General features: G+C 70.0%; 26 protein-coding genes and 1 tRNA gene. 13 read left to right on the top strand and 14 right to left on the bottom strand.

Annotation, left to right across the window (positions count from 1 at the left end; genetic code table 11):
• Positions 1-58 precede the first annotated feature (58 nt).
• The 3 genes from OCT49_RS17015 to OCT49_RS17025 all read right to left on the bottom strand — a co-directional run bounded on the left by OCT49_RS17015 (position 59) and on the right by OCT49_RS17025 (position 2,945).
• The gene (locus OCT49_RS17015; protein WP_283855822.1) at positions 59-691 is read right to left on the bottom strand and encodes a TrmH family RNA methyltransferase; all 633 of its coding nucleotides are present in this window, start codon (positions 689-691) and stop codon (positions 59-61) included.
• A 206-nt stretch (positions 692-897) separates the two neighbouring features.
• Positions 898-2,184: an HTTM domain-containing protein gene (locus OCT49_RS17020; RefSeq protein ID WP_391725864.1), complete on the bottom strand. Its 1,287-nt coding sequence runs from the start codon at positions 2,182-2,184 to the stop codon at positions 898-900.
• Positions 2,181-2,945 carry a DUF5819 family protein gene (locus OCT49_RS17025; protein WP_283852749.1) on the bottom strand — a complete coding sequence of 255 codons (765 nt, stop codon included), beginning with the start codon at positions 2,943-2,945 and terminating at the stop codon, positions 2,181-2,183. Before OCT49_RS17025 ends, OCT49_RS17020 begins: the two co-directional genes overlap by 4 nt.
• A 115-nt stretch (positions 2,946-3,060) precedes the next feature.
• Here OCT49_RS17025 and paaA point away from each other — a divergent pair, with 115 nt between their 5' ends.
• From paaA to OCT49_RS17055, 6 genes are all read left to right on the top strand, one after another.
• The gene (gene paaA, locus OCT49_RS17030) at positions 3,061-4,092 is read left to right on the top strand and encodes a 1,2-phenylacetyl-CoA epoxidase subunit PaaA (RefSeq protein WP_283852750.1); all 1,032 of its coding nucleotides are present in this window, start codon (positions 3,061-3,063) and stop codon (positions 4,090-4,092) included.
• On the top strand, positions 4,089-4,379 hold the full coding sequence (paaB, locus tag OCT49_RS17035) for a 1,2-phenylacetyl-CoA epoxidase subunit PaaB (protein WP_093548044.1): 291 nt from the start codon (positions 4,089-4,091) through the stop codon (positions 4,377-4,379). The genes paaA and paaB overlap by 4 nt, the downstream gene beginning before the upstream one ends.
• Positions 4,376-5,077, top strand: a complete 702-nt coding sequence (paaC, locus tag OCT49_RS17040; protein WP_283852751.1) for a 1,2-phenylacetyl-CoA epoxidase subunit PaaC — start codon at positions 4,376-4,378, stop codon at positions 5,075-5,077. Before paaB ends, paaC begins: the two co-directional genes overlap by 4 nt.
• Entirely contained in the window at positions 5,071-5,577 is a 507-nt protein-coding gene (paaD, locus tag OCT49_RS17045; protein WP_283852752.1) for a 1,2-phenylacetyl-CoA epoxidase subunit PaaD, read from the top strand. The genes paaC and paaD overlap by 7 nt, the downstream gene beginning before the upstream one ends.
• A complete protein-coding gene (locus OCT49_RS17050; protein ID WP_283852753.1) occupies positions 5,578-6,636 on the top strand; it encodes a 2Fe-2S iron-sulfur cluster-binding protein in 1,059 nt (352 codons plus the stop codon). It abuts the gene before it with no gap.
• A 110-nt stretch (positions 6,637-6,746) separates the two neighbouring features.
• Positions 6,747-7,934 (top strand): acyl-CoA dehydrogenase family protein, encoded by a 1,188-nt coding sequence (locus OCT49_RS17055; protein WP_283855823.1) that lies wholly within the window; start codon positions 6,747-6,749, stop codon positions 7,932-7,934.
• A gap of 385 nt (positions 7,935-8,319) precedes the next feature.
• On the opposite strand, the gene OCT49_RS17060 is transcribed toward OCT49_RS17055, so the two are convergent.
• From OCT49_RS17060 to OCT49_RS17075, 4 genes are all read right to left on the bottom strand, one after another.
• The gene (locus OCT49_RS17060; protein WP_283852754.1) at positions 8,320-8,664 is read right to left on the bottom strand and encodes a rhodanese-like domain-containing protein; all 345 of its coding nucleotides are present in this window, start codon (positions 8,662-8,664) and stop codon (positions 8,320-8,322) included.
• A 46-nt stretch (positions 8,665-8,710) separates the two neighbouring features.
• Positions 8,711-9,805 (bottom strand): J domain-containing protein, encoded by a 1,095-nt coding sequence (locus tag OCT49_RS17065; RefSeq protein WP_283852755.1) that lies wholly within the window; start codon positions 9,803-9,805, stop codon positions 8,711-8,713.
• Positions 9,806-9,992: 187 nt separating this feature from the next.
• On the bottom strand, positions 9,993-11,444 hold the full coding sequence (locus OCT49_RS17070) for a DUF2252 domain-containing protein (protein ID WP_283852756.1): 1,452 nt from the start codon (positions 11,442-11,444) through the stop codon (positions 9,993-9,995).
• 437 nt (positions 11,445-11,881) lie between these two features.
• Positions 11,882-11,964, bottom strand: a tRNA-Leu gene (locus tag OCT49_RS17075).
• 315 nt (positions 11,965-12,279) lie between these two features.
• On the opposite strand from OCT49_RS17075, the gene OCT49_RS17080 reads away from it, so the two are divergent.
• The 6 genes from OCT49_RS17080 (at position 12,280) to pknB (ending at position 20,343) form a co-directional block, all read left to right on the top strand.
• The gene (locus OCT49_RS17080; RefSeq protein ID WP_283852757.1) at positions 12,280-13,149 is read left to right on the top strand and encodes an FHA domain-containing protein; all 870 of its coding nucleotides are present in this window, start codon (positions 12,280-12,282) and stop codon (positions 13,147-13,149) included.
• A 10-nt stretch (positions 13,150-13,159) separates the two neighbouring features.
• Positions 13,160-13,675: an FHA domain-containing protein FhaB/FipA gene (locus OCT49_RS17085; protein WP_283852758.1), complete on the top strand. Its 516-nt coding sequence runs from the start codon at positions 13,160-13,162 to the stop codon at positions 13,673-13,675.
• Positions 13,676-13,804: 129 nt separating this feature from the next.
• Complete coding sequence (locus tag OCT49_RS17090; RefSeq protein WP_283852759.1) at positions 13,805-15,316, top strand: Stp1/IreP family PP2C-type Ser/Thr phosphatase; 1,512 nt, start codon at positions 13,805-13,807, stop codon at positions 15,314-15,316.
• Positions 15,317-15,338: 22 nt separating this feature from the next.
• A complete protein-coding gene (locus OCT49_RS17095) occupies positions 15,339-16,739 on the top strand; it encodes an FtsW/RodA/SpoVE family cell cycle protein (RefSeq protein ID WP_283852760.1) in 1,401 nt (466 codons plus the stop codon).
• A complete protein-coding gene (locus OCT49_RS17100; protein WP_283852761.1) occupies positions 16,736-18,193 on the top strand; it encodes a peptidoglycan D,D-transpeptidase FtsI family protein in 1,458 nt (485 codons plus the stop codon). Before OCT49_RS17095 ends, OCT49_RS17100 begins: the two co-directional genes overlap by 4 nt.
• Positions 18,194-18,360: 167 nt before the next feature.
• Complete coding sequence (gene pknB, locus OCT49_RS17105; RefSeq protein WP_283852762.1) at positions 18,361-20,343, top strand: Stk1 family PASTA domain-containing Ser/Thr kinase; 1,983 nt, start codon at positions 18,361-18,363, stop codon at positions 20,341-20,343.
• A 219-nt stretch (positions 20,344-20,562) separates the two neighbouring features.
• Here pknB and OCT49_RS17110 read toward each other — a convergent pair whose 3' ends face one another.
• Genes OCT49_RS17110 through OCT49_RS17135 form a run of 6 tightly spaced genes read right to left on the bottom strand, consistent with a single transcriptional unit; the run spans position 20,563 to position 25,245 of the window.
• Positions 20,563-21,291 carry a class E sortase gene (locus tag OCT49_RS17110; protein WP_283852763.1) on the bottom strand — a complete coding sequence of 243 codons (729 nt, stop codon included), beginning with the start codon at positions 21,289-21,291 and terminating at the stop codon, positions 20,563-20,565.
• 27 nt (positions 21,292-21,318) lie between these two features.
• Positions 21,319-22,875 carry a class E sortase gene (locus OCT49_RS17115; RefSeq protein WP_283852764.1) on the bottom strand — a complete coding sequence of 519 codons (1,557 nt, stop codon included), beginning with the start codon at positions 22,873-22,875 and terminating at the stop codon, positions 21,319-21,321.
• Positions 22,872-23,510 (bottom strand): aminodeoxychorismate/anthranilate synthase component II, encoded by a 639-nt coding sequence (locus tag OCT49_RS17120; RefSeq protein WP_283852765.1) that lies wholly within the window; start codon positions 23,508-23,510, stop codon positions 22,872-22,874. The genes OCT49_RS17115 and OCT49_RS17120 overlap by 4 nt, the downstream gene beginning before the upstream one ends.
• Positions 23,507-23,689, bottom strand: coding sequence for a hypothetical protein (locus OCT49_RS17125; protein ID WP_148836937.1), 183 nt, complete (start codon positions 23,687-23,689; stop codon positions 23,507-23,509). Before OCT49_RS17125 ends, OCT49_RS17120 begins: the two co-directional genes overlap by 4 nt.
• Positions 23,690-23,746: 57 nt before the next feature.
• A complete protein-coding gene (locus tag OCT49_RS17130; protein ID WP_283852766.1) occupies positions 23,747-24,433 on the bottom strand; it encodes a class E sortase in 687 nt (228 codons plus the stop codon).
• Between the two features lie 44 nt (positions 24,434-24,477).
• Positions 24,478-25,245: a DUF881 domain-containing protein gene (locus OCT49_RS17135; RefSeq protein WP_283852767.1), complete on the bottom strand. Its 768-nt coding sequence runs from the start codon at positions 25,243-25,245 to the stop codon at positions 24,478-24,480.
• 141 nt (positions 25,246-25,386) lie between these two features.
• Between OCT49_RS17135 and crgA the strand changes: the two genes are divergently transcribed.
• Positions 25,387-25,641, top strand: a complete 255-nt coding sequence (gene crgA / locus OCT49_RS17140) for a cell division protein CrgA (RefSeq protein WP_283852768.1) — start codon at positions 25,387-25,389, stop codon at positions 25,639-25,641.
• A 420-nt stretch (positions 25,642-26,061) separates the two neighbouring features.
• Here crgA and OCT49_RS17145 read toward each other — a convergent pair whose 3' ends face one another.
• Positions 26,062-26,961, bottom strand: coding sequence for a rhomboid family intramembrane serine protease (locus tag OCT49_RS17145; RefSeq protein WP_283855824.1), 900 nt, complete (start codon positions 26,959-26,961; stop codon positions 26,062-26,064).
• Positions 26,962-26,971: the final 10 nt, after the last annotated feature.

The following is a 26,971-nucleotide window of genomic DNA, read 5'->3' on the forward strand; positions in this document are numbered from 1 at the left end:
GTCCGGCCCGGACAACCCACGCCTCCCCGGCCCGCCGCGCTCGCCCGGCGGCCGGTCCTCAGCCTTCCGGGATCTCCGCGTACCGCTGCACCCATGCGTGCATGGCGATGGCGGCCGCGGCCCCCGCGTTGATCGACCGGGTGGACCCGAACTGCGCGATGGAGCACACCATCGCCGCATGCCTGCGGGCCTCCTCGGTCAGTCCGGGGCCCTCCTGCCCGAAGAGCAGCACACAGCGCCGCGGCAGCTCGGTCCGCTCCAGCGGCACCGCCCCCGGCAGGTTGTCGATCCCGATGATCGGCAGCCCCTCGGCCTTCGCCCACGCAGTCAGCGACTCCGTGTCGGGGTGGTGCCGCACGTGCTGGTAGCGATCGGTGACCATCGCACCCCGCCGGTTCCAGCGCCGTCGGCCCACGATGTGGATCTCCTTGGCCAGGAAGGCGTTCGCGGTGCGCACCACCGAACCGATGTTGAAGTCGTGGCCCCAGTTCTCGACCGCCACGTGGAAGTCGTGCCGCCGCAGATCCAGATCGGCGACGATCGCCTCCCGGGTCCAGTACCGATAGGCGTCGCCCACGTTGCGCCGGTCGCCGTGGGCGAGCAGCTCGGGGTCGTACCGCTCGTCCGAGGGCCAGGGCAGCGGGTGCGGTCCGACGCCCACTTCCGTCCCGAATCCGTCGTCGTACTGCATCGGCTCCACGGACGGTCCGTGCTCCCCTGCCGGAACGCTCTCCGACAGAACGCTCTCCGACGAGGAAGCCCGATCCGCCGGGGGGACAAGGTCTGCCTGGGGGACAGGGCCTGCCGGGGGAACGGGCCCCGTCCGAGGAGCCCGTCCCGCCACCGTTGCGGACGCGTCACCGGTACGGCCGGTACTGCCGCTCTCACTGCTGCTGCTCACCCGACGAGCGTATGGCCCCCGTCGCCGCTGCGCTGCGGGGCCTCCTCGTCCTCGGCGGCCCGCCGCTGTTCCGGCACCCCGTCACCGCGCGAGAACAGCAGCTTCCGCACGAGGGTCACCCGGCCGCCCAGCCAGACCAGGAAGACGGTCGGCAGGAAGACCGAGTCGGCGGCGATCATCGCCATCGAGAAGAAGGGCAGCCCGAGCAGCAGGGCGATGCCCGCGTGCTCGCAGATCATGGCGACGATCAGGACGTTCTTGACCCGTCGGTTGAACAGGGTGAAGGGGAACGCGACCTGGACGATGACGGTGCCGTACGTGATCACCATCACCATCACGCCGTTGGAGGCGAGGAGGTCCGACAGCGCGGGCCACGGCGTGAAGTAGTCGAGCTTGAGCGGGTAGTAGAGCGCCGTGCCGTCCTGCCAGCGCGAGCCCTGGATCTTGTACCAGCCGGCCGTGGCGTAGATGAGGCAGACCTCGGCCATGATCACGACGAGGGTCGCGTTGTGGGCGAGGTTGGCGATGACGTCGAGCAGGATGCGCGTCTGGCTCCGCGGGGCGTAGCGGTTCACGGCCCACCAGGCGCCCTCGCCGATCCACAGGATCCACAGGAGCGTGGGCAGCCACCAGGTACCGCCGAGCCCGTCCGTCGCACTGGCCGCGATCAGCACCACGCCGAGCACCGCCCAGAGGACCGGGCCGGCCACGTTCCCCCGCACCCGGCGCCGCGGAACATCGGCTTCCACGCCCGTTCCCCGCGCCGCTCCCTCCGCTTCCTCCGCCTCCGCCGCACGGGCCGCCCGCGCCGCACGCCGGGCGTCCAGCGACCAGACCCGTCCACAGCGCGTGAGCACCAGATAGATCGCCATCAGGTGGATGACGTTGTCGCCGCCGTCCCCCATGAAGATGCTGCGGTTCTGCAGGGAGAGCACCCCTGCCATGAAGAGGACCGACATGGCCCGTGTGTGCCAGCCGACCATCAGCAGCGCCGCCGAGAGCAGCGCGATCGCGTAGACGATCTCGAACCAGACCGCACTGTCCGACCACATGAGAGCGGTGAAGGCCTGGTTTCCGGATATGAGCTGCTGCGCCATGTCCCAGCGCCACGGGGCGTCGGGGCCGTACATCTCGTGGCGGTGCGGCAGCTCGCGCAGCAGGAAGAGCAGATAGGTCGCCGAGAAACCGATCCGGATGACGGCGCTCTGGTAGGGGCCGAAGGCCGAGGAGGTAATGCGCTGGACGGCGCGGGCGACCTTGCGGTCGAAGGAAAGCGTGCTCACTTGTCCGCCCCCTCGGCGTCCGCGGGAAGGTCGGCGGCGGTGACGTTCCACCAGGGCAGCACCCGGTAGGACGGCTTCGTGCTGATCTTCTCCTCGCTCCATCCGGGTGCCGCGACGGACCGCGTCTCGGAGCGGATCTGGATGCGCTCTACGGTGCCGCCGTAGTCGTGCTCGCTCAGGCGCAGCATCGCGATGCGGCGGATGTACTGCTCGGACAGCCGGCCACGAAGGCCGTTGGCCCGGTTCTCGTTGTCGTGGGAGTTGAGGTAGAAGTCCCAGCCGCGGCGCAGTTCGTTCTGATGGATGTGGCTGGGGAGGAGGTTGCCGCGGATCGCCTTGCCGTCCTCGCCGGAAAGACTCATCCAGGGAGTGGTGCGGCGGCCGTCGGCACCCGCTATCTCTGCGCGGACGTGCACGGCGATGTTCTGCTGGAGCGGGTTCGGGGCGAAGAGCTTCCAGTTCTGCTCGAACTCGGGGTAGACCCAGTCGTCGACCGCTTCACCGTGCCGCTTGGTCAGCGTGTTCGAGGGCGCGACGTGCAGGAACACCATCACCAGATGGGTGCAGGCGACCAGCCCGATCACCGACAGCACGATCGCGGCCACGATCTGGTACGGAAGTGACAGGGCCGCCATCCCGCCGCGGGGGCTCGTCCCCGCCGCCCCCTCGGCAACGGCGGAAGGGGCGTTTTCAAGCCGTATCGTCCCCGGCCCGGCGTCGCCGTCACCGCTCCCGGCGCCCCTGTCGTCGTACGAATCCATCCCGCCCCGATCCCCGTCGCTCCCCGGCCAGTTATCCACAGGGTTGACACCCTACGGGCCGCCGACTCACCATTGAAGACGATGAACCGAACGATCGGTCGGTAGGGAGTCCGGGATGGCGGCAGTGACTGCGGACCAGGCGGCGCAGGCGGGAGCGGGCGGCCCCGAGGGGGCGGACGAGGCCCTGGCGGCAGCGTTCGACGCCGCGGTGGCGGCGGACGAGCGCATCGAGCCGCGCGACTGGATGCCCGAGGCGTACCGCGCCTCGCTGGTCAGGCAAATGGCCCAGCACGCCCATTCCGAGATCATCGGGATGCAGCCGGAGGCCAACTGGATCTCGCGGGCACCCTCGCTGCGCCGCAAGGCCATCCTGATGGCCAAGGTGCAGGACGAGGCGGGGCACGGCCTCTACCTCTACAGCGCCGCGGAGACTCTCGGCACCAGCCGCGAGGAGCTGCTCGACAAGCTCCACGCGGGCCGCCAGAGGTACTCGTCGATCTTCAATTACCCGACGCTGACCTGGGCGGACGTCGGCGCCATCGGCTGGCTCGTGGACGGTGCGGCGATCACCAACCAGGTGCCGCTGTGCCGCTGCTCCTACGGCCCGTACGCCCGCGCGATGGTCCGCATCTGCAAAGAGGAGTCCTTCCACCAGCGCCAGGGGTACGAGCTGCTGCTCGCCCTCAGCCGCGGCACCCCGGCGCAGCACGAGATGGCGCAGGACGCGGTGAACCGCTGGTGGTGGCCGTCCCTGATGATGTTCGGCCCGCCGGACGACGCCTCGGCCCACTCCGCACAGTCGATGGCCTGGAAGATCAAGCGCCACTCCAACGACGAGCTGCGGCAGCGCTTCGTGGACATTTGCGTCCCCCAGGCCGAGACACTGGGGCTCACCCTCCCGGACGCCGACCTCCGGTGGAACGAGGAGCGCGGACAGCACGACTTCGGCGCGATCGACTGGAAGGAGTTCCAGGAGGTCCTCAAGGGCAACGGCCCGTGCAACGAGCAGCGCCTCGGCCAGCGCCGCCGGGCGCACGAGGAGGGCGCCTGGGTCCGTGACGCGGCGGCCGCCTACGCCGAGAAGCACTCGACAGCACACACGACGGCGCGGACCGCGACCGTACGGAACGGGGAGGCGACAGCATGAGCAGCTCGACCGAATGGCCCCTGTGGGAGGTGTTCGTGCGCTCGCGCCGCGGGCTCTCCCACACCCACGCGGGCAGCCTGCACGCCCCGGACGCGGAAATGGCCCTGCGCAACGCCCGCGATCTGTACACCCGCCGCTCCGAGGGCGTCTCCATCTGGGTGGTCCCGTCCGCGCAGGTCACGGCCTCCTCACCGGACGAGAAGGACTCCTTCTTCGAGCCGGCCGGCGACAAGCCGTACCGGCACCCCACGTTCTACGAGATCCCGGAAGGGGTGAAGCACCTGTGACCGCGGCCCTCGCCCTGGGCGACGACGCGCTGGTGCTCTCGCACCGGCTGGGGGAGTGGGCGGGTCACGCCCCGGTACTGGAAGAAGAGGTGGCCCTGGCCAACATCGCCCTGGACCTGCTGGGGCAGGCCCGGGTGCTGCTCTCCCTCGTCGGGGACGAGGACGAGCTGGCCTATCTGCGCGAGGAACGCGCCTTCCGCAACGTCCAGCTGGTCGAGCAGCCGAACGGCGACTTCGCCCACACCATCGCCCGCCAGCTCTACTTCTCCACCTACCAGCGACTGCTGTACGAGCAGCTGGCGGCGGGCGGCGGCCCGTTCGCCGGTCTGGCGGCGAAGGCCGTCAAGGAGGTCGCGTACCACCAGGACCACTCCGAGCACTGGACGCTGCGGCTCGGCGACGGGACGGATGTGAGCCACGAGCGGATGCAGGGCGCCGCGGACGCCCTGTGGCGGTTCACCGGCGAGCTGTTCCAGCCCGTCGAGGGCGTGGAGGTCGACTGGCAGTCGCTGCACAGCGGCTGGCTGGAGTCCGTCACCGCGGTCCTGGAGCGGGCCACGCTGACCCTGCCGACCGGCCCCCAGGCCGGGGCATGGACGGCAGGCGCGGGACGCCAGGGCATCCACACCGAGCCCTTCGGCCGGATGCTCGCCGAGATGCAGCACCTGCACCGCAGCCACCCGGGGGCGTCATGGTGACCGAAACGCTCCTGGAGGAGGAGCTGCACCGGCTCGCGGGCTCCGTGCCCGACCCCGAGCTGCCCGTGCTGACGCTGGACGAGCTGGGTGTGCTCCGGGGCGTGGACGTCCTGGGCCCGGGCAGGGTCACCGTGCGCCTCACCCCGACCTACACCGGCTGCCCCGCCATCGAGGCCATGTCCGCCGACATCGAACGGGTGCTGCACGACCACGGCATACCGGAGGTCTCCGTGGTCACCGTGCTCTCACCGGCCTGGTCCACGGACGACATCAGCGCGGAGGGGCGGCGCAAACTGGTCGAGTTCGGCATCGCACCCCCTCGCCCGCACGATGCCGCGGCCTCCGCGGGCGGCCCGGTGCCGCTCACGCTCTCGGTGCGCTGCCCGCACTGCGGCTCGACCGACACGGAACTGCTGAGCCGGTTCTCCTCCACCGCGTGCAAGGCACTGCGCCGCTGCGTGACGTGCCGCGAACCGTTCGACCACTTCAAGGAGTTGTAGATGTTCCATCCGCTCCGGGTCCGCGCGATCGAACGGCTCACGGACGATTCGGTGGCCGTCACGCTCGCCGTACCGCCCGAGCTGCGCGAGACCTTCCGCCACCGGCCCGGCCAGCACCTCAACGTGCGCCACACGGTCGACGGCGAGGAGATCCGCCGCTCGTACTCGATCTGCTCCCCCGCCACCGAGGCGCCGGACGATCCGGTGCTGCGCGTGGGCATCCGGCTGGTCGACGGCGGCGCGTTCTCCACGTACGCGCTGAAGGAACTCGCCGTCGGCCACGTGGTCGAGGCGATGCCTCCGATGGGCCGCTTCGTGCTCACGCCCCGCCCCGGGCGCTTCGCGGCGATCGTCGGGGGCAGCGGGATCACACCGGTCCTGTCCATCGCGGCCACACTGCTGGCGCGGGAGCCGGATGCCCGGTTCTGCCTGATCCGCAGCGACCGGACGGCCGCTTCCACGATGTTCCTGGACGAGGTCGCCGACCTCAAGGACCGCTACCCGGACCGGTTCCAGCTGATCACAGTGCTCTCCCGGGAGGAGCAGCAGGCCGGTCTCCCCTCCGGCCGGCTGGACCGGGACCGTCTCACCGAACTGCTGCCCGCGCTGCTTGCGGTGACCGAGGTGGACGGCTGGTACCTCTGTGGCCCGTTCGGGCTGATCCAGGCCGCGGACCGGGCGCTGCGCGACCTGGGCGTCGACCGGGCCCGCATCCACCAGGAGATCTTCCATGTGGACGACGCCCCGGGCGAACCCGCCCGCACCCGGACCGAATCACCGGCCCACAGCCGACTCACCGCGACCCTGGACGGCCGCTGTGGCACCTGGCCGGTGGAGAAGGGCGAATCGCTGCTGGAGACCGTGCTGCGCAGCCGTGCCGACGCCCCGTACGCCTGCAAGGGCGGGGTGTGCGGAACCTGCCGGGCCTTCCTGGTCTCGGGCGAGGTCCGGATGGACCGGAATTTCGCGCTGGAGCCGGACGAGACGGAGGCGGGTTACGTGCTGGCGTGCCAGTCGCATCCGATGACCCCGGAGGTGGAACTCGACTTCGACCGCTGACCGCCTGCTACCCCCCTCTCTCATCCCTGTTCCCTTCTCGTAGAACCTGTTCTATCTTGACGGGCCGTCAGATCTGGGTACGAGAGCAGCGGTTCGCGGGAGGCAGGACAGTGGACTTCACCTTCACCGAGGAACAGCAGGCGGCCACGGAGGCGGCGCGAGCAGTCTTCTCGGGTGCCGCCCCCGACCGAGTGCCCAGCCCCGCGCTCACACCGGGTGCGGTGGCCGAGGACATCGACCGGCCGCTGTGGGCCGAACTCGCCGTCGGCGACCTGCTGGGCCTGACCCTGGAGCCGCGGCACGGCGGGGCCGGACTCGACCCCATCGCGCTCTGCCTGGTGCTGCGCGAATCCGCCAGGGTGCTCGCCCGGGTGCCGCTGCTGGAGACGTGCGCGGTCGCCATGACGCTCCAGCGGTACGGAGACCCCGGCCTGGCCGCCGAGCTGCTGCCCCTGGTGGGCCGGGGCGAGCTGGTGCTCACCGTCGGGGCCAACGGCCGCTCGGGCCACGATCCGGCCGAACTCGCCGTCACCGCACGCCGGGAGACGACCACGAAGGACCACCTATCGGACGGGGTCTCCGGGGATGCCGACAACGCCGCTTCGGGGTGGGTGCTCGACGGGGTGCAGTCGGCGGTGCCGTGGGCGCAGGTGGCCGACTGGATCGCCGTCCCGGCGCACACCGGCGAGGGACGGGCCGTGGTCGCCCTGATCCGGCCGGACCAGGACGGCGTCGGCCTGGCCGAGCAGGTCTCCACCAACGGTGAGCGGTTCGCCGAGGTCCGGCTGCGGTCGGTGCGGGTCGACCGGCGCGCGCTGATCGACGGTGCCGGGGCCTGGGAGTGGCTACGGGCCCTCCTCACCACCGGAACATGCGCGCTCGCGCTGGGGCTGGGCGAGGCCGTGCTCGCCATGACGAGCGAATACACCGGAAAACGCGAGCAGTTCGGCTTCCCGATCGCGACGTTCCAGGCCGTCGCCGTGCAGGCCGCGGACCGGTACATCGACCTGCGGGCCATGGAGGTGACGCTCTGGCAGGCGGCCTGGCGGATCTCCACCGGCACCGACGGGGCCCTGCCCGCCGAGGGCGACATCGCCGTGGCGAAGATCTGGGCATCGGACGGCATCCGCCGGGTCGTGCAGACGGCACAGCATCTGCACGGCGGTTTCGGCGCGGACACGGACTACTCGCTGCACCGCTTCCACGCCTGGGCGAAGCAGATCGAACTGTCCCTCGGCCCCGCAGCGGCCCACGAGGAGGCCCTGGGCGACCTGCTGGCCGCGCACCTCCTCGACTGACGCCCGCGCCCCCACCCCGACGACGTACGCCCGGCCGCGCGGCCCAGGAAGGCCGACCAGTCCGACGCCGAGCAGGCCCGAAGGCCGAGCAAGCCCCGGAAAGCCGTGCGGGCCCGCAAGACCGACCGGTCCGGCGTCGCCCCGGCACCGCATGCCCGCCCCGATCGGACAGGTCGAGCAAGCCGAACGGGCCGAGCGGGCCGGACAGGCCGAGCGGGCCGGACAGGCCGAGCGAGCCGGACAGGCCGAGCGAGCCGGACAGGCCGAGCGAGCCGGACAGGCCGAGCGGGCCGGACAGGCCGAGCGAGCCGGACAGGCCGAGCGAGCCGGACAGGCCGAGCGAGCCGAACGGGCCGAGCGAGCCGAACGGGCCGGACAGGCCGGTTCAGAGCACGAAGGCCGGGCTTTCGCCGTCGGCAACCATCGGGCGTCCGGCACCGTCCCAGGCGAGCATGCCGCCGTCGATGTTCACGGCGTCGACGCCCTGCCGCACCAGGTACTGGGTGACCTGGGCGGACCGGCCACCGACCCGGCACATCACATGCACGCGCCGACCGTCGGCGACCGCTTCGGCCAGCTCGCCGTAGCGGGCCACGAAGTCGCTCATCGGGATGTGCAGGGCGCCTTCGACGTGTCCGGCCGCCCACTCGTTGTCCTCCCGGACGTCCAGCACGAAGCCGTCCGCCGGAACCGCCGCGACGTCCACCGAGGGCAGCGGGGCGAAATTCATGGGTCATGCCTTCTCTCGTACGTACGCTCCAGGGTCACCGGGAACGCTACTGCACCAGGCCCGCCAGCTCGGCCTCGCGCTGCGCGACCTCGCCCAGCAACTGCTCGGCGATCTCGTCGAGCAGCCGGTCCGGGTCGTCGGGCGCCATCCGCAGCATGGCGCCGATCGCGCTCTCCTCCAGTTCCTGCGCGAGCACGGTGAGCAGCTCCTTGCGCTGGGTCAGCCAGTTCAGCCGGGCGTAGAGCTCCTCGCTCTCGCCGAGCTCCGTCTCCGGCAGTGCGGGGCCCGCCTCCCACTCCTGCGCCAGCTCCCTCAGGAGGGCCTCGTCCCCACGCCCGTAAGCGGCGTTCACCCGGGCGATGAACTCGTCCCTGCGGGCCCGCTCCGTCTCGTCCTGCGCCAGGTCCGGGTGGGCCTTGCGGGCCAGGTCGCGGTAGAGCCTGCGCGCCTCCTCGGTCGGCCTGACCCGCTTGGGCGGCCGCACCGGCTGCTCGGTCAGCATCGCCGCCGCCTCGGGGGACAGCCCGTCCGAGTCGATCCAGTCGTGGAACAGCTCGTCGACACCGGGCATCGGCATCACGACCGCCCGCGCCTCCTGCGCCTTGCGGATGTCCTCCGGGTCGCCCGTCCTGGCGGCGCGGGCCTCCGCGATCTGCGCGTCGAGCTCGTCGAGGCGGGTGTACATGGGGCCGAGCTTCTGGTGGTGCAGCCGGGAGAAGTTCTCGACCTCGACCCGGAAGGTCTCCACCGCGATCTCGAACTCGATCAGCGCCTGCTCCGCCACCCGGACCGCCCTCGCGAGCCGGGCCTCGGGCCGTTCCTCCGCAGCGGCGTCGCCCACGCCCCCGTCGGCAGCGGCGTCACCGGTCCGGCCGTCGCCGCCTGCGGCCCCGGCCTCTCCAGCAGTGTCCGCAGCCACCCCGTCGGGCGCCCCGCCGAGGGCGCCGGTGCCGCCCGTCGCCGGGCCCGTACCGTCCTCGGCACCGGGTCCCGAACCGGAACCGTCCGGCCGGCCCTGCTCCTCGATCGGCTCGTCCAAAACGTGCTCCTCGTGCCGGGCATGCCGCCCGTCCTGCCGGTCGTTGTCCTGCCGGTCATCGTCGTTCCGGGTGGTCGGCACTCCGGCGGCTTCGTGGGTCACCCGTCCAGCGTATGGCCACGGGCCGCGCCCGGAGGACACGTGGTCGGCTTCCACGCTCCTCGAACACGCAACCGCTGCCGCCCCGGCCACTCCTCGGACCTGCCGCAGAACGTTCCGGGCGCCGTCCACCGCGCCACCGGACGCCCCCGGCGCCCCGCGCGGGCCGTCGCCGGGTGCCCCGGCCCTCTCAGACGCCCAGCTCGGCCGCTATTCGCCCCGAACCTATGGCCTGAACCAGCTCCGTGTGGTCCGCCTCCGTACGGTCCGCGTAGGTCACCGCGAACGCCGCCACGGCCTCGTCCAGCTCCTCGCTCTTGCCGCAGTAACCAGCAATCAGCCGGGGATCCGCGCTGTGCGCATGGGCGCGGGCCAGCAGCGCACCGGTCATCCGGCCGTAGTCGTCGACCTGGTCGGCCGCCAGCGCCGCCGGGTCGACGCTGCCCTTGCGGTTCCTGAACTGCCTCACCTGGAACGGGCGGCCGTCCACGGTCGTCCAGCCCAGCAGGATGTCGCTGACGACCTGCATCCGCTTCTGCCCGAGCACCACCCGGCGCCCCTCGTGGGCCACCTCCGGCACCTCGAACCCGACAGTCGGCAGGTACGGCGCCAGCACGGAGGGCCGCGCCTCCTTCACCTGAAGCACCAGGGGCTCCCCACGATGGTCGAGCAGCAGCACCACGTACGACCGGGTACCGACGCTTCCGGTGCCGACCACCCGGAACGCCACGTCGTGGATCGCGTACCGGGCGAGGAGCGGCACACGGTCCTCGGAGACCGTGCCCAGGTAGTCCCCGAGCGCCGCCGCGACCGCTGCGGCTTCCTCGTCCGGCACCCTCCGCAGCACCGGCGGCGCGTCCACGAAGCGACGCCCGCCGTCCTCCGAGTCCTCGGTCGACTTGGCCGCGAAACGGGCGCTGGTGTTGTTGCGGGCCTTCTCCGAAACCCGCTCCAGGGTCCCGAGGAGGTCCCTGGCGTCCGTGTGCGAGACGAGTTCCTCGTCCGCAATGGCGTTCCAGGCGTCGAGCGCGGGCAGCTTGGCCAGCAGCCGCATCGTCCGCCGGTACGCCCCCACCGTGTCGTACGCCCCCCGCCGGCAGGTCTCCTCGTCCGCCCCCGCTTCGCGCCCCGCGAGCACCAGCGAGGTGGCGAGCCGCTTGAGGTCCCACTCCCACGGGCCGAACACGGTCTCGTCGAAGTCGTTCAGATCGATGACCAGGCTGCCGCGCGCATCGCCGTACAGCCCGAAATTGGCCGCGTGGGCGTCACCGCAGAGCTGGGCGCCCACCCCGCTGACCGCAGTGCCCACCAGGTCATGGGCCATCAGCCCGGCCGACCCGCGCAGAAAGGCGAAGGGGGTGGCCGCCATCCGGCCCACCCGGATCGGAGTGAGAGCCGCCACCCTGCCCCTGCTCGACTCCTCCACCGCCCGCACCGCGTCGGGTCGCCCGGCCGGAAGGTCCAGGAAGGCGTGCGAGGCCCTCGGCACCCTCGCCCGCAGGGCCTTGCCCTCCTTCCGCGGCGACCGTGCCGCGCCCCCGCCCGCCCCGGTCCCCCTCCGCGCGAATCCGGGCACGCCCGGAATGCGCGGGTCACCCTCCGCGGCCCGCTGAACCGGCACGATCGCTTCGATTTCACCCATGGTGCGCAGCCTCCCCCGCTCCCCTGCGCTCCCGGCCCTTCGCCCTGTCGCAGATCAATTCCGACGAAGGTATCTCCGTGGGCCGAAACCCGTCTGCCCCTGTGGAAAACCTGATCCGCGACCGGTGGGCAACCATCCGCCCTGGTCAGACACAGGGGACCTCCTCGGCCTCTTCCTCTTCCTCGGCCTCGACCTCAGTCTCTTCCTCGTCGCCCGCCCCGGATCGGCCAAGACCGCAATCGCAACCGCGGCGGCCTTCCACCGCTTCGACTCGGCGGGCGCCCCGACCACGAACACCCCCACAAACCCCGTAAGCCCTGTTGAGCCTCACAGCCACCCAGCACCCGCCGAACCCGACGTTTCACGTGAAACAGAAACAATGGAGACCGGGAACGAAGAAGCCCCCCAGACCGTTGGTCTGGGGGGCTTCTCCCTTGTGCGCGAGGGGGGATTTGAACCCCCACGTCCCTAAGGACACTGGCACCTGAAGCCAGCGCGTCTGCCGTTCCGCCACTCGCGCAAGAGTGGTGTTTCCGGGCTCTCCCACCGTTTGGTGCGATCGCCTGGCGACATCCGGAAGATTAGCACGCTGGACAGGGTGGATTCACATCCGTTGTTTCGCCGACCGCCAGGAGGGCAACGGGAACGCCGAGCGGTCGCCCCCACTCCTCCTGTATGTGCCCGGGGTGCGGGACACTGTGAGGAGGCCGCCTCTACGATCCGTGTGAGAGGTGACACTCATCCACAGGGCAGACAAGGGGAACCAGCCGATTTCCCGACGCGTGGATACGATCAGTAAGCAGTACAGGGACGACTACGACGGAGGAGGTGCCCCATGGGAGTCATGAAGCGTTTCGAGCAGCGTCTCGAAGGTCTGGTCAACGGCACCTTCGCCAAGGTCTTCAAGTCCGAGGTCCAGCCGGTCGAGATCGCGGGAGCCCTCCAGCGCGAGTGCGACAACAACGCAACGATCTGGAACCGCGAGCGGACAGTCGTCCCCAATGACTTCATCGTCGAGCTCAGCACTCCCGACTACGAGCGACTCAGCCCGTACTCCGGTCAGTTGGGCGACGAGCTCTCCGGCCTGGTCCGCGACTACGCCAAGCAGCAGCGGTACACCTTCATGGGCCCCATCAAGGTCCACCTGGAGAAGGCCGACGACCTCGACACCGGGCTCTACCGGGTGCGCAGCCGCACCCTGGCGTCGAGTTCCTCACAGGACCCCCAGAGCCGACAGGGAGCGCAGGGCCAGCCCGGCCAGCCCCCCTACCCCGGCCCGGGACGGTCCCCGCAACCTCCCGGCGGCGGCTACGGCTATCCGCCCACCTCCGCCCCGCCCATGCCCGCGGCCCCGCCGCCGGGCGCGGGCAGGCCCAGCGCCGACCGGCACCCGCCGGCCGGTCCCAGCCCCCTGCCCAACGCGCAGGTGCGACGCTGGATCGAGATCAACGGCAACCGCCATCAGATCTCCCGCCCGACGCTGGTGCTGGGACGCAGCACCGACGCCGACGTGCGGATCGACGACCCCGGCGTATCGCGTCGGCACTGTGAGATCCGGACCGGAACGCCCTCGACGATCCAGGATCTCGGGTCTACCAACGGCATCGTGGTAGACGGGCAGCACACCACCCGCGCTACGCTCCGCGACGGCTCGCGGATCGTCGTGGGCAGCACCACCATCGTTTACCGGCAAGCCGAAGGGTGAAGCGGGGGCAATGTCAGAGCTGACCCTGACGGTCATGCGGCTAGGTTTCCTGGCTGTTCTGTGGCTGTTCGTGATCGTGGCCGTCCAGGTCATCCGCAGTGATCTGTTCGGAACACGTGTCACACAGCGCGGCTCACGCCGCACCGCGAACGACGCACGACCGCCACAGCAGCGCCAGAACGCCGCGGCACCGCCGCAGCAGCGTCAACAGTCCGGCCGCCAGCGCCGGGGGGCACCCACAAAGCTGGTCGTCTCCGAGGGCAACCTCACCGGCACCACGGTGGCGCTCCAGGGGCAGACCATCACGCTGGGCCGGGCGCACGATTCGACGATCGTGCTGGACGACGACTACGCGTCCAGCAGGCATGCCAGGATCTACCCCGACCGTGACGGCCAGTGGATCGTCGAGGATCTCGGGTCCACCAACGGCACGTATCTCGACCGGACCCGTCTCACCACCCCGACGCCTGTTCCGCTGGGCGCGCCGATCCGAATCGGCAAGACCGTCATCGAGCTGCGGAAGTAGTACGACAATGAGCGAGCGGAGCGAGCGAGCCGCGGCGGTACGGTCATCGGACCCCGCCCGGCTCCCGACCGGAGGGTGGGCAGTGTGGCTCGAGACCGGCTGTACCCCGAGCCGACGGGAGAGGTGCGCATGAGTCTTTCCCTGCGCTTCGCCGCCGGATCGCACAAAGGCATGATCCGGGAGGGCAACGAGGACTCCGGCTACGCCGGTCCGCGCCTTCTGGCCATCGCCGACGGCATGGGCGGCCAGGCGGCCGGCGAGGTCGCCAGCTCCGAGGTGATCTCCACCCTCGTCCAGCTCGACGACGACGTCCCGGGCTCCGACATCCTGACCTCGCTCGGTACGGCGGTCCAGCGGGCCAACGACCAGCTGCGCATGATGGTCGAGGAGGACCCCCAGCTGGAGGGCATGGGCACCACGCTCACCGCCCTGCTCTGGACCGGTCAGCGCCTCGGCCTCGTCCACGTCGGCGACTCCCGCGCGTACCTGCTGCGCGACGGCGTGCTCACCCAGATCACCCAGGACCACACCTGGGTGCAGCGGTTGGTCGACGAGGGCCGGATCACCGAGGAAGAAGCCACCACCCACCCGCAGCGCGCCCTCCTGATGCGCGCCCTGGGCAGCGGCGATCACGTCGAACCCGACCTCTCCATCCGCGAGGTCCGGGTCGGTGACCGCTACCTGATCTGCTCCGACGGGCTCTCCGGCGTCGTCTCCCACCAGACGATGGAGGAGACCCTCGCCAGCTACCAGGGCCCCCAGGAGACCATCCAGGAACTGATCCAACTCGCCCTGCGCGGCGGCGGACCGGACAACATCACCTGCATCGTCGCGGACGTCCTCGACGTCGACAGCAACGACACCCTGGCCGCGCAGCTCAACGACACCCCGGTCGTCGTCGGCGCGGTCGCCGAGAACCAGGCCGCGCAGATGACCGCCGCCGAGAGCACGGCCGCCATGCAGACCCCGGCCGGCCGCGCGGCCGGCCTCGGCCGCCCCGTCCCGCCGCCCGCCGGAGGCTTCGGCCCGCCCGGAAGCGGTGACGACATCGGTTACGGCGGGATGCCGGACGGTTCCTTCGACGCGTACACCGACGACGACTTCGTGAAGCCCGGCGGCGGCCGCAAGTGGCTCAAGAGGTCCCTCTACACCGTGCTGGCGCTCGCCGTCGTCGGTGGCGGCCTCTACGGCGGCTACCGCTGGACCCAGAACCAGTTCTACGTCGGCGCGAAGAACGACCACGTCGCGCTGTTCCGCGGCATCAGCCAGGAACTGGGCTGGATCTCGCTCTCGAAGGTGGAGAAGGACCACCCCGAGATCGAACTCAAGTACCTCCCGTCCTACCAGCGCAAGCAGGTCGAGGCGACCATCGCCGAAGGCAACCTCGCCTCCGCCCGCGAGAAGATCGACGAGCTCTCCGTCCAGGCGTCCGCCTGCCGGAAGAACGCCGAGCGACGTGCCGCCGAGAAGGCCAGATCGGACGAGGGCCAGGCCGTGGGCACGGACTCGGACGCCACCAAGACCTCCGGTGGCGCCAAGACGTCCGAAACCGACAAGACCAAGCCGACCAAAACTCCCGCTCCTGGTCCCAGCCTCTCGGAGGAAGAGAAAAAGCTGGTCCCGCAGTGCGGTAAGCAGTAAGCCGTAGGGGGCCTTCAGCACCATGAGCGTTGTCACCAACACGACCACGATCGGCGCGATCGACGCGCCGAGCCGCCGCAACACCGAGCTGATGATGGTGGGCTTCGCCGTCGCCATCTCGGTCTTCGCCTACGCCAACGTCGGGCTCGCTCTCAATGGCGAGCTGCCTTCCGGCATGCTCGGATACGGGCTCGGCCTGGCGCTTCTGGGCGGCATCAGCCATCTCGCCGTCCGCAAGTTCGCCCCGTACGCAGATCCCTTGCTGCTTCCTCTGGCAACACTGCTGAACGGGCTGGGACTGGCGATCATCTGGCGACTCGACCAGTCGGAACGGTTCCAGGCGACCCCAGACTTCGCACCCGCCGCCTCCAAGCAGCTGCTGTTCTCGGCCGTGGGCATCGCGCTGCTGGTCGCCGTTCTGCTGGTCCTCAAGGACCACCGCATCCTGCAGCGCTACACATACATCTCCATGCTGGTGGCGCTGTTCCTCCTGATCCTTCCGATGTTCTTCCCCGCCGTGAACGGTGCCAAGATCTGGATCAAGATCCCCGGCGTCGGCACGATCCAGCCAGGGGAGTTCGCCAAGATCATCATTGCGGTGTTCTTCGCCGGCTATCTCATGGTCAAGCGGGACGCGCTGGCCCTGGCCAGTCGCCGTTTCATGGGTCTCTACCTTCCTCGCGGCCGTGACCTCGGCCCGATCATCACCATCTGGGCCTTCTCGATCCTGATCCTGGTCTTCGAGACCGACCTGGGATCGTCCCTGCTGTTCTTCGGCATGTTCGTCGTCATGCTGTACGTGGCCACCGAGCGCACCAGCTGGATCGTCTTCGGCCTTCTGATGTCCGCAGCCGGTGCGGTCGGTGTGGCCACCTTCGAGCCCCACGTCCAGCAGCGTGTCACCGCCTGGCTCGACCCGTTCGCCGGCTGGGGCAAGTTGGCCGCCAGCGAGCAGATGGCCAAGTCCCTGATGGCCTTCGGCGCCGGCGGCACCCTCGGCACCGGACTCGGCCAGGGCAATTCCGACTTGATCGGCTTCGCTGCCAACTCCGACTTCATTCTCGCCACCGTCGGCGAGGAACTGGGCCTCGCCGGAATGATGGCCCTCCTCCTCATCTACGGCCTGATCGTCGAACGCGGTGTCCGCACCGCCCTTGCTTCCCGTGACCCCTTCGGCAAGCTCCTCGCGATCGGACTCTCCGGCTCCTTCGCCATTCAGGTCTTCGTCGTCGCCGGCGGTGTCATGGGCCTCATCCCGCTGACGGGTATGACCATGCCGTTCGTCGCCGCAGGCGGATCGTCGGTGATCGCCAACTGGGCCCTGATCGGCATCCTGCTCCGTATCAGCGACACCGCACGCCGTCCCGCGCCGACCCCAGCCCCATCACCCGACGCCGAGATGACCCAGGTGGTCCGACCGTGAACAAGCCCCTTCGTAGGATTGCGATCTTCTGCGGGCTGCTCGTCCTCGCTCTCCTGGTCCGCGTCAACTGGCTCCAGTACGTACGCGCCGACGAGCTGAACGAGAACAAGCACAACCGCCGGGTCCAGATCGAGCGCTACGCCCACGAACGCGGCAACATCATCGTCGACGGCAACCCCGTCACCGGGTCCGTCGAGACCAAGGACAGCGACTTCAAGTACAAGCGGGTCTGGAAGGACGGCCCCATGTGGGCCCCCGTCACCGGCTACTCCTCGCAGGCCTTCGACGCCTCGCAGCTGGAGAAGCTGGAGGACGGCATCCTCACCGGCAACGACGACCAGCTCTTCTTCGACCGCACCCTGTCGATGTTCACCGGCGACAAGAGGCAGGGCGGCAACATCGTCACCACCCTGAACGGCGCCGCCCAGAAGGCCGCCTTCAAGGGACTCGGCGACAAGAAGGGCGCCGTCGCCGCCCTCGACCCGCAGACCGGCGCCATCCTGGCCCTGGTGAGCACCCCGTCGTACGACCCCTCGGTCTTCGCCGGGAACTCCTTCAAGGACGCAGAAGCCCGGCAGAAGCTCCTGAAGGACAAGGACAAGCCGATGCTCAACCGGGCATTGCGCGAGACCTACCCGCCCGGCTCGACCTTCAAGGTCGTCACTGCCGCCGCGGCGCTGGAGAACGGGCTGTACACCGACATCGACGCGAAGACGAAGTCGCCGCTCCCCTGGCGGCTTCCCCTCTCGACCCAGAACCTCGCCAACGAGGGCAACATCCCGTGCGAGAACGCCTCGCTCCGGGAAGCGCTGCGGTGGTCCTGCAACACGGTCTTCGGCAAGATCAGCGACGACCTGGGCAACCAGAAGATGATCGACCAGGCCGACAAGTTCGGCTTCAACGAGGAGATCTTCACCCCGGTCCGCGCCGACGCCAGCGTCTACCCCAAGGACAACCGCCCGCAGAACGCCATGGCCGGCATCGGCCAGGCGTCCAACCGCGCCACCCCGCTCCAGATGGCCATGGTCGCCGCCGCGATCGCCAACGACGGCAAGCTGATGCAGCCGTACATGGTCGCCGAGCGCCAGGCCCCCAACCTGGACGCGATCTACACCCACGAGAAGGAGCAGTTCAGCCAGCCCCTCTCGGGCGAGAACGCGCAGAAGCTCCAGCAGATGATGGAGACCGTCGTCGAGACCGGCACCGGCCGCAACGCCCAGATCAACGGCGTCACCGTCGGCGGCAAGACCGGTACCGCTCAGCACGGCCTCAACAACAGCGAGAAGCCGTACGCGTGGTTCATCTCGTACGCCAAGACCGACAACGGCTCCCCGGTCGCCGTCGCCGTCGTGGTCGAGGACAGCCAGGCCAACCGGGGTGACATCTCCGGTGGCGGTCTGGCCGCGCCGATCGCCAAGGCCGTGATGGAGGCGGTCATCGACAGCAAGAAGTGATGCCCATCACATCGGGCGGCATACCCGCACATTGGGATACCGGTCGGATATCGAGTCCGGACTTCCGCCCGATCAGGTAGTGCGTGGCCGGTAGCGTATGTGCGAGCAGCACACCGCCGGACCGCGCACCGGTGCGGTCGGGACTGACGGAGAGGGCTGGAACAGTTATGGAAGAGCCGCGTCGCCTCGGCGGCCGGTACGAGCTGGGCTCGGTGCTCGGCCGTGGTGGCATGGCCGAGGTCTACCTCGCACACGACACCCGGCTCGGCCGCACCGTAGCCGTGAAGACGCTGCGGGCCGACCTGGCCCGCGACCCGTCCTTCCAGGCCCGGTTCCGCCGTGAGGCCCAGTCCGCCGCCTCGCTCAACCACCCGGCGATCGTCGCCGTCTACGACACCGGCGAGGACTACGTCGACGGGGTCTCCATCCCGTACATCGTCATGGAGTACGTCGACGGGTCGACGCTCAGGGAACTCCTGCACTCCGGCCGCAAGTTGCTGCCCGAGCGCACCCTGGAGATGACCGTCGGCATCCTCCAGGCGCTGGAGTACTCGCACCGCGCGGGCATCGTCCACCGGGACATCAAGCCGGCGAACGTCATGCTGACGCGCACCGGCCAGGTCAAGGTCATGGACTTCGGCATCGCCCGCGCCATGGGCGACTCCGGCATGACGATGACCCAGACCGCCGCCGTCATCGGCACCGCCCAGTACCTCTCCCCGGAGCAGGCCAAGGGCGAGCAGGTCGACGCACGCTCCGACCTGTACTCGACCGGCTGCCTGCTCTACGAACTGCTGACGGTCCGGCCGCCCTTCATCGGGGACTCGCCCGTCGCGGTCGCCTACCAGCACGTGCGGGAAGAGCCGCAGAAGCCCAGCAACTTCGACCCCGAGATCACGCCCGAGATGGACGCGATCGTGTTGAAGGCCCTGGTCAAGGACCCCGACTACCGCTACCAGTCGGCCGACGAGATGCGCGCCGACATCGAGGCCTGCCTCGACGGCCAGCCGGTCGCCGCCACCGCGGCGATGGGCGCGGCCGGTTACGGCGGCTACGACGGTTACGGCGGCAACGACCAGCCCACCACCGCGCTGCACGCCACCGATCCGAACAACGCGGCCACGTCCATGCTGCCGCCGGTCAACCCGGACGACGGCGGCTACGGCTACGACGACCGCCCCGACCGGCGTCGGCAGAAGAAGAGCAACACCTCGACGATCCTGCTGGTCGTCGCGGGCATCCTGGTGCTGATCGGGGCGATCCTGATCGGCAAGGCGGTGCTCAGCAACACCAAGAGCAGCAACGAGATCGACGCGCCGAACATGATCGGCGCGACCGTGGACCGGGCACAGAAACTCGCCGACAGCGCCAACGTCATCCTGAAGATCGGCTCGCGCGAGCCCTGCGAGGAGCAGGACAAGGGCAAGATCTGCAGCCAGACCCCGGATCCCGGCAGCACGATGGAGGAGGAGGAGACCATCACGGTCGTCGTCTCCACCGGAGCGCCGAAGGTCGAGGTCCCGGACGTCGTCGAGAAGACGGAGGCGACCGCCCGCAAGGACCTGGAGGCCAAGGGCTTCACGGTGACCGTCAAGGCGATCGAGTCCGAGAAGACCGCGGGTACGGTCATCGAGCAGAGCCCCGAGGGGAACTCGAAGGCCGAGCGGAACTCCGAGGTCACGATCACGGTGGCCAAGGAGGCCACCCTGGACCTCCCGGACGTCCGTACCCGTACGTACGAGGCGGCCGAGGCCCAGCTCAGGGGCATCGGGTTCACCAACATCTCGCGCACCGACGTCGACTCGGAACAGCCGGCGAACACGGTGATCGAGCAGACCCCGGGCGCCGGCAAGCAGGCCAAGGACGTGCAGATCGTCCTGAAGGTCTCCAAGGGGCCGCAGCAGCCGGAGAAGGCCACGGTGCCCGACCTGCAGGGCAAGACCCTCGCGGAGGCGAAGGCCCTGCTGGCCCAGGCGGGTCTGCAGCTCGGCCAGGTCCAGGGCCCCGGTGACGACAACGCGAGGATCATCGGCTTCCAGCCCGGCCCGAACCAGCAGGTCGACAAGAACAGCGCGGTCAACGTCCAGACCATGCCGGGCGGTGGGGACGGCAACATCTTCGGCGGACTGTCCGGCTCGCGGAAGCACTGATACCGACCCGCACCGACCGCCATCGGGCCCCGGCACCTCACGGTGACCGGGGCCCTTTGCCGTCCCGCCCCTCGGCCCCCGCCCTGCATCTCCCGTCTCTGATCCCACCTGGCCGGAAGGGCGGCCTAAGCCCCGGCAGCACGCACGAGGGCCCGAAGTCGCGAACAGTGGTCGCGGCTTCGGGCCCCTTCTCGGCGGATCGGCGGGGCGGCGGATCGGCTAGCGCAGTTCCGCCGGCTTCGTGCGGTCGCTGTCCACCTTCTCGGTGCGGACCAGTTCGCCCCACACGATGTAGCGGTACTTCGACGTGTAGACCGGCGTGCAGGTCGTCAGCGTGATGTAGCGGCCGGGCTTCTTCGCCCCCGAGCCCTTCGGCACCGGCTCCAGGACGTCGACGTTGTACTTCGACGTCTCGGGAAGCTCCTTGAAGACCTTGTAGACGTACCAGGTGTCCCTGGTCTCGAAGACGATCGCGTCACCGGTCCGCACCTTGTCGATGTTGTGGAACTTGGCGCCGTGCCCATCACGGTGTGCCGCCAGGGTGAAGTTGCCCTCCTCGTCCCACGGGAGGGCCGACTTCACCGGCTCCGTGTAGTAGCCCGCGATGCCGTTGTTGAGGTTCTCGGCGTCGGTGCCCTTCTTGACCAGGATCTCGCCGTTCTTCATCGACGGGACGTGCAGGAACCCGATGCCGTCCTTGGTGTCCAGCGCGCCCGGTCCGCCCGCCCAGCGGTCGCGGACGGTTTCGCCCTGCTTGGTGGCCTCGCGATCGGCGAGCACGTTCGTCCACCAGAGGGAGTAGGCGACGAAGAGCCCCAGCACCAGGCCCGCGGTGATCAGCAGCTCACCGAAGACACTGACCGCGGTCGCGACGGGATGGCGGCCCCTGCGCCGGGGAAGGGGAGTGGACTCGTCGACCCGCTCTTCGTCCTCGGTCCTCGCTGTCACCGCACCCGTCCCTGTCGTGATGATGATTCAGCCCACGAGCGCGTCGGGCTTCCCCTTGCTGCGCGGTCGCTCGTCGACCATCTTGCCCCAGACGATCAAACGGTACGTACTCGTGAATTCCGGCGTACAGGTCGTCAGAGTGAGGTACCTGCCCGGCTCGGTGAAGCCGGAACCGGCCGGCACCGGATCGATCACCGAGACGTTGGACGGCGACGTCTGCGGCAGCATCTTCGCCATCTCGTACGTGTAGTACGCGTCCTGCGTCTCCACCACGATCGGGTCGCCGGGTTCCAGCCGGTTGATGTAGCGGAACGGCTCGCCGTGCGTGTTGCGGTGGCCGGCCAGAGCGAAGTTGCCCTTCTCGGCCGACGGCATCGCGGTGCGGAGCGAGCCCTCGCTGTAGTGGCCGATCATGCCCCGGTCGAGGACCTTCTCCTTGTTGATGCCCTCGGCGATCGGGGCGACCACGTCCAGCTTGGGGATGTGGATGATGGCGAATCCCTGGCCCGCCTCGAACACTCCGGGGTTGCGGTCGCCCTTGGCCCAGTCGTCCTGGATCTTGTTCGTCTCCTTGCCCGCGTACTGGTTCGCGCGCACGTTCGTCCACCACAGCTGGTAGGTGACGAACAGCAGCATCAGCACGCCGAGCGTGATGAACAGTTCACCGGTGAACCGGCTGGCGACCACGGCCGGGCTGTCCTTGGCCGCGCGTGCCGCCCGCCGCGCCTCGACGCGCGACATCGGTCTGTCGGCCTGCGCAGCGGCCGGCGGCGCGGTCCGTGCCGGGGCATCGGCGCGGCGACGGCCGCGCCCCTTGGCCGCACGGCGGCGTTCGGCACGGCCTCCCGGGCGTGGTTCCGGGGCCGCGTCCCCGGGGCCTCTCCCGGGGCCTTCCGGGCCCTGCTCGGGGTCCTCGAAGCCCTCCGCCCCCTCCGGGTCCTTCGGGGGCACCGGGTCCGGGCCGAAGCCCGTCCCGTCGACGACCGGCAGGACGGCCGTTCTCTCATCGGCCGGAAAAACGTCCGGCTCGTGGACGGCCCGCAGGACGGCCGTTCCGTCGTCGGCCGGGAAGGAGACATCCGGGTAGGAGGCATCCGGATAGGAGGCATCCGGATAGGAGAGGGAAGAGGCGTCGGAAGAGGAAGAGGTGTCGGACCGGACCGGGGGCACCGGAGCGGGCGCGGACGCCGCCGCGGGGCCCTGCTGCCCGTACCAGTCCCGTTCGAACCCCTGGGGGTCGTACCACTCGTCCGGGACGCTCTCGGGCCCGCCCCGCGCCTCCCTCGCCTCCCGTTCCGCCGGTGGTGGCCCGGAGGGCTGGGCCCGGGGGGCCTCCCCCGCCTCGGACCACTGCTGCGGGGCCGGGCTCCGGTGCCGTCCCCGTCCCGCCTCCGGTGCCCCGGCCTCCTCGGGACGGATGTTGTCCGCCCTGAACCACGGCGAGGCATGCTGTCCGGGCAACGGATCGTTCAGCGGATCCGCCAGCCGGTCGACCGCCGCCTCGAACACGCCCGCGGCCTCGTACGTCCCCTGCTCGTACGGGCCGTCCTGACCTGCTTCGTGTTCGGGGCGGAGGGGGGTCACGCGGCGGCCTTGCCCACCACCGGCGCGAGCCCCGCCGCCCTCGCGACGGCCCCGGTGTCACCGCACTGCACCAGCCAGTTGGCCAGCATCAGGTGCCCGTACTCGGTCAGCACCGACTCCGGGTGGAACTGCACGCCCTCCACCGCCAGTTCGCGGTGGCGCAGCCCCATGATGATGCCGTCGGCCGTACGCGCCGTCACTTCCAGCTCCGGCGGTACGGTGCCGGGCTCGGCGGCGAGCGAGTGGTAACGGGTCGCGGTGAAGGGGGACGGCAGGCCGGCGAAGACCCCCACGCCCTCGTGCGTCACCGGCGAGGTCTTGCCGTGCAGCAGCTCCGGGGCGCGGTCCACCACGCCGCCGTACGCCACCGCCATCGACTGCATCCCCAGGCAGACCCCGAAGACCGGAACGCCCGTCGCCGCGCAGTGGCGGACCATCTCGATGCAGACGCCCGCCTGCTCCGGGGCACCGGGGCCGGGCGACAGGAGGACGCCGTCGAAGCCGTCCTGGGCGTGTGCCGTCGTCACCTCGTCGTTGCGCAGCACCTCGCACTCGGCACCGAGCTGGTAGAGGTACTGGACGAGGTTGAAGACGAAGCTGTCGTAGTTGTCCACCACGAGGATGCGGGCGCTCACTGGCCGCCCTCCGTCCCTGTCGAGCCGTCGACTGTCACGTCACCGAACGGGAGCAGGGGTTCTGCCCACGGGAAGACGTACTGGAAGAGCACGTAGACGACCCCCAGCACCAGTACGAGCGAGATGAGCGCACGCACCCACGTGTTGCCCGGCAGATGCCGCCAGATCCAGCCATACATGCTGTCCCCTCCATTCGGTACGGGAACCAGACTAAAGGGCCGCGGCACGAGCGGGGGTCAGCTGTGGAAAGCCGCCGGTCTGCCTTCCGCGACGGGCCGGGTGGCATCGAGGTGCGCCCAGGCGATGAGCCGGTGGCTGCTGCCCCATTCGGGGTCGCAGGTGGTCAGGGTCAGATAGCGGCCGGGCCCGTCGAAGCCGGATCCGCGGGGGACCGGGGCGATGACCCCGGTGTCGCTCGGCACGGTCCGGTGGGGCGGTTTCCCGATCCGGTACGTGAACCACGTCGTCCCGTCCGTCAGCAGGACCGCGTCGCCCCGGCGCAGCTTCGGGAAGTCCTTGAACGGGTCGCCGTAGGTGCGGCGGTGCCCGGCCACCGCGAAGTTGCCCGTCTCTCCCGGACGGGCGGTGCCCCGGTAGTGGCCGAGACCTTTCTGCAGGGTCCTGACCTCGGTGTTCTCCAGGACGGGCCATTCCCAGCCCTTGCCGAAGCGCGGTATGTACAGCATCGCGAACGGCTCGCCGTCCCGGTACGCGGCGGGGGCCGGCGGCTCCGGGGAGGGCCGTGCTCCGGGCACGGGGGCCGTCCGCGCCCACTGGCCGCGCAGGGCGTCGAGCTCCGCCCCGGTCGCGTCCGCCGCCTTCACCCCGGTCCAGAACAGCACGTACACCACGAAGAGCACGATGAGTGCGCCGACGGTGATGCAGAGTTCGCTGAACGTCCTGACGACCAGTCGCACCGGCACCGGGTCGGCCTCCCAGCTGCTCGCTCCTTCACGGGAGCTGCTCGCTACTCCACGGGCTCCGCGTAGTGGAGGTCCACTGTGCCCGAGTAGCCGGGAAGAGTCACCGCATCGTGCTCGTCCACTTTCCAGCCGAGCCCGTACGCCTTGACGTACAGCAGGTAGTTGCTGATCGCCGGGGAGTCGTCGAGCGCCTGCTTGAGCCGGCCCGGGTCGCCGACCGCGGTGATCTTGTACGGCGGGGAGTAGACCCGGCCCTGGAGGATCAGGGTGTTGCCGACGCAGCGCACCGCGCTCGTGGAGATCAGCCGCTGGTCCATGACCTGGATGCCCTTGGCGCCGCCCTGCCAGAGGGCGTTGACGACCGCCTGCAGGTCCTGTTGGTGGATGACCAGGTCATTGGGCTGCGGGTCGGGGTAGCCGGGGTTGGCGGTGGCGTCGGGCGGGGCGTCGTTGAGGGTGACCGACACCGACCGGCCGGTGAGCTTCGTGGTGCCCGCGGTCCGTTCGAGCTCCTTGAGCCGGGCGTCCTCCGCCTCGGTGCTGCCGTCGTCGCGCCGGGCGAGGGCGTCGATGTCCTCGCGCACGGACGCGGTGGTCTCGTCCAGCCGGGCGTTCTTCTCGCTGCGCTGCTGAATGAGGTCGGAGAGCTTGAGCAGCGAGGAGTCGGTGCGGATGTTGGTGCCCTTGGCCGTGTTGGCACTGGTGACGAAGATCAGGCCGGCGAGGGCGAAGACGCCGGCCGTGAGCACTCTGGCCGGGTGCCGGAAGGTGCGCCGGACCGGACCTTGGGGAGAGTCGGCGGAATTGCTCAACGTACCCTTATCTCCTTAGGCGCCACGGAAGCACTACGCTAACGGACGCCCGGGAGAGGCAGCAGTCCCCCTCGCGCCCGCCCCGGCTGCCAGCCACAGTTCCCTGCGCGGTCACGCAGCGCATCGACAGGAGAGTTCCTCGTGCCGAAGTCACGTATCCGCAAGAAGGCCGACTTCACGCCCCCTCCGGCGAAGCAGGCAACCAACATAAAGCTGACCAGCCGCAGCTGGGTCGCGCCCGTGATGCTGGCGCTCTTCCTGCTCGGCCTGGCCTGGATCGTCGTCTTCTACGTGACCGACGGCGACCTGCCCGTCGAGTCGCTGGGCAACTGGAACATCGTCGTCGGCTTCGGCTTCATCGCCGGTGGCTTCGGCGTCTCCACGCAGTGGAAGTAGCGCCGTCCCGCGTCTGAGCAGCACGGCGGGGCCCGCTTCCGCAACCCTTGCCCCGAGTTACCCACAGCGTTATCCACAGGCAGGGGAAAAGGTCAGACGATCTGTGGATAACCTTCCGGCCGTTGACGCCGATGTGACTGCAACCTCTCCCTCCGAGGGAGCGAACGCCCCTTGTCCCTGCTGGAAAAACCCAGCTCAGCGACAAGGGGCACAGTTGTTCCCACAGAATGCACAAGATCCGGTACCCGCTGTGGACAACTCCCGCCACAGACGATCACAACCGGTCCGATCCGGGCGCTCACGACCCTGATCCAGGCGGCCACGGCCCTGATCCGGGCCTGATGCCGGGCAGCCTCGCCCCAGCCCTGGCCCGTAGCACCCGGCCCGTCCCTCAGGCGGTCCGCCGGACGGGTGGACCAGTCAGGTCAACGCGGCCGTTCTGGCGACCACGACGAGGACCACGGCCGCCAGGACGAGGGCGCAGGTGCCGTACTGGACCAGTTCGCGCCGCTCTCTGGGGGCGTGCACCATGCCGATCGCGATCAGCGTGCCCGTGATCAGGCCACCGACATGCGCCTGCCAGGCGATTCCGCCCCAGGGGTTGAACGTGATGACCAGGTTCACCGCGAGGAGCACGAAGACCGGGCGCATGTCGTAGTTGAGCCGGCGCATCAGCACGGCGGTGGCGCCCAGCAGGCCGAAGATCGCCCCGGAGGCGCCGAGCGAGCCCTGCACGGGCGCGGAGAGCCAGTAGGTGAGGGCACCGCCGGCCAGCCCGGAGATCAGGTAGAGCGCGAGGTAGCGGGCGCGGCCGAGCGCCGCTTCCAGCGGGCCGCCGAGCCACCACAGGCCCAGCATGTTGAACACGATGTGCCACATCTCCTGGTGCAGGAACATCGACGTCACCAGCCGGTACCACTGGCCCTCGGCCACGCCCTCCAGGGGGCCGCCGAACTGGGTCGTGGCCCGGCCGAGCAGCATCAGCTCCTCGACCAGCGCGTCGCCCTTCGCCAGCACCGCCAGGTACACGGTGACGTTGAGGCCGAGGAGGACCTTGGTGACGAGGCGGGGATCGGCCGTGATGCTGCCGCCCGCGACGGTGCGCGGCCGGTTGGCGGCCGGGCCGTGCCCCGTACCCGATCCCTGGCGGACGCAGTCCGGGCACTGGAAGCCGACCGAGGCGTCGACCATGCACTTGGGGCAGATCGGGCGCTCGCACCGGGTGCAGCGGACGTTCGCCTCGCGGCCGGGGTGTCGGTAACAGCCGAGCGCGCCCTCCGCGGCGGACGGGTCCGGGCCCCCCGGCGGCTGCTGGTCCATCGGTCCCATC

It is taken from the genome of Streptomyces sp. ML-6, from assembly GCF_030116705.1.
Taxonomy (GTDB): domain Bacteria; phylum Actinomycetota; class Actinomycetes; order Streptomycetales; family Streptomycetaceae; genus Streptomyces.